General features: G+C 24.4%; 1 protein-coding gene. It reads right to left on the bottom strand.

What is annotated here, in order from left to right:
* Nucleotides 1-160: 160 nt before the first annotated feature.
* Nucleotides 161-279 (bottom strand): hypothetical protein (locus CD129_RS13615; protein ID WP_420898918.1); only part of this gene is annotated, 119 nt, incomplete at its 5' end.

Here is a 279-nt window from a genome sequence, read left to right as displayed (position 1 = left end):
TATATCAACCTTCTCTTACTTTATTCTCCCAAATAATACCATATAATGACATAAAATAGAATTTTTTTCATCGTTAAGCGTTTATTAAAATAAAAATTAATAAATAAAAAAACTGCCTCAAAGCTGTACTTTGTAGGCAGTTTTAAAATTAATTTGAATTTTATTGTTCTCTATCAGGTAAAACTTCATCATCATTAAATTCGTATGGACCTGAGTCATCTTGATAATATTTATTATATCTACGTTTAAATAATGTAAATACATGTGATACAGCTACTT

The organism is Mammaliicoccus fleurettii (assembly GCF_003970575.1).
In the GTDB taxonomy this organism is placed as follows: Bacteria; Bacillota; Bacilli; order Staphylococcales; family Staphylococcaceae; genus Mammaliicoccus; species Mammaliicoccus fleurettii.
This window is presented reverse-complemented; position numbering and strand designations above follow the sequence as displayed.